The 1,941-nt window shown below is 35.8% G+C and carries 1 protein-coding gene and 1 pseudogene; one reads left to right on the top strand and one right to left on the bottom strand.

What is annotated here, in order from left to right:
• Positions 1-200: pseudogene (locus D8Q48_RS16930) on the top strand (CPBP family intramembrane glutamate endopeptidase); the annotation flags it as partial.
• 377 nt (positions 201-577) lie between these two features.
• On the opposite strand, the gene D8Q48_RS16925 reads toward D8Q48_RS16930, so the two are convergent.
• Positions 578-1,941: ABC transporter permease (locus D8Q48_RS16925; RefSeq protein WP_130647859.1), on the bottom strand; the 1,364-nt coding region annotated here is incomplete at its 5' end.

Here is a 1,941-nt window from a genome sequence, read left to right as displayed (position 1 = left end):
AAACCCAGAATATCTGGGTTCCGATAATTATTCATTTTCTGAATAATAATATGGTGGTAGTTTTTTCAGGAACGTACTCTGCGGATGTACTTCAGAATCAGCAAATCCACTGGGGAGATATTCCTGTGGCACTGGTAATGAATCTGCTGATCTTTGGATGGGTGATCTTTCTGAAGCCATTTAAGGAAAAAAAAGCATAATATTGAATTCATTCAAATTATTTAGAACAATTTGCAGGAGTACCTGCATTTTTAGGAATAGTTATTTTAATTTCATGTATTGCAGATTGGATGATATTTGCAAAAATTGAAGTGGCATAACTTATAATAGGTTATTCATAATTGTAATCAAAAATCACTGTCCATTCTGTGGCAAATCATTAAGGATTGTACCTATAAATAGTGAAGAATATTGTCCACACTGTGGTTGTAAAATAGAACAGGAGCATAAGAAAAATCAAGTTTGTAGAATTTAAAAATTTAATATGAAATATGAGATAGAGCGTATGAAAACTATACGTTCTATTTTTTGCCTTTTTGAGAAAAGTGAAGGCAAAACACAGTGTCTAGACATCGTATCAATGCGAATCCTTTTCTTCACCGCAAAAACCAACAACAAAATGGGTAACCAGAACATTAACCACTAAAAGTGATAGCATTATTCCTGCGATAATAAGAATCGGCCAACGAAATGTGAAATATGACAATTTATTTTCCATATAAATCTTTACCCCAACCAAAGCTGCCATTCCTACAGTAAATAACAATCCCACCACACACATAAAATAATAACTGCCTTCTCCAAAGAGCATTAATTTCATTTGCTTATCGGTCATTCCAATACTTTTCATTACATCAAACTCTTTTCGTCGAGCGTACATCCCAGTGAATACAACGTTACAATAATTGGTCAATCCCGCAATGAATAATATGATACTTACAGCACCTAAGAGAATTCGATTTCCTCGCATATATGTTTCTTTTTGCTGCATCAGGTCTGATTTACAGATAACAAAAACTCCTGCTTCGCCGGTTCCTTCATCCATTGATACTTCTGTCATTTCGGATCGTTTTTTATTTTCCTCGGAGACCAGCTCGCTGATCTGTGTTTTCACATAAGGTTCTTTTTCCGGATTGGCAGTTAATTCCATTGTTAATATCTTTTTCTCAGTTGGTATCTTTTGAAAGCCTTTCTCACTGATAAAATAGTATAAGCTGCCTTCTCCATGCCAGGATTGATTTATTTCCGGGAAATCATCGTTTTGCCGATCCAAATAACCACATAGAGTAAATGTTTCAGATTCTTTTTGAGGGAATTCGTCTTCCTGTTGTTTCTCTTTATTCTCAGAATTACTTTGTTCTTTTCTACGAATCGCATCTTCTCTTGAGAGCAAAGTTTTAAAGTATACCGGTTCGCCAATTGCTTCATCTGCAAGTTTTTGCTGTTCCGGGGTCAGCATATGATCATGTATGATCAGCACACCATTTCCTTCTTCCAAAGATTTCAAATCAATATTGAGTTGATTATCCTGAACGTATTTCTCAAGCGACAAGATTTGATTGTCATTTAAAATCTGTACCGTATCCCAACTGAATCCTTCCACCATATTGTCATTTGTAAGATTCGAAAGCCCTTCATCATAAGGACGGATGCCCTTTCTGGATATAACTGTAGTTACATAAGCTCCTTCGATCAGATTAGAATTCTCCCAATCGATACCATCTATCTTGTGTATTTTTTTCTCCAACTCTTGAGAGATTGGTGAAAATTCATCATAATCATTATCATACAACAGTTCCACACCATCTCCCTGCGTCAGCAAAGGATCCACATCGATTTCTCTTGTTTTATATTCTTCCCCACACCCCTGACTTTTCCCGAATTCGCTAAACTCTCCTGCCAGCAAAAAATCAGGACGTTTCTCAAGAAGATGCTTATAAT

This window comes from Ruminococcus sp. B05 (genome assembly GCF_003628495.1).
GTDB lineage: Bacteria > Bacillota > Clostridia > Lachnospirales > Lachnospiraceae > Schaedlerella > Schaedlerella hominis.
This window is presented reverse-complemented; position numbering and strand designations above follow the sequence as displayed.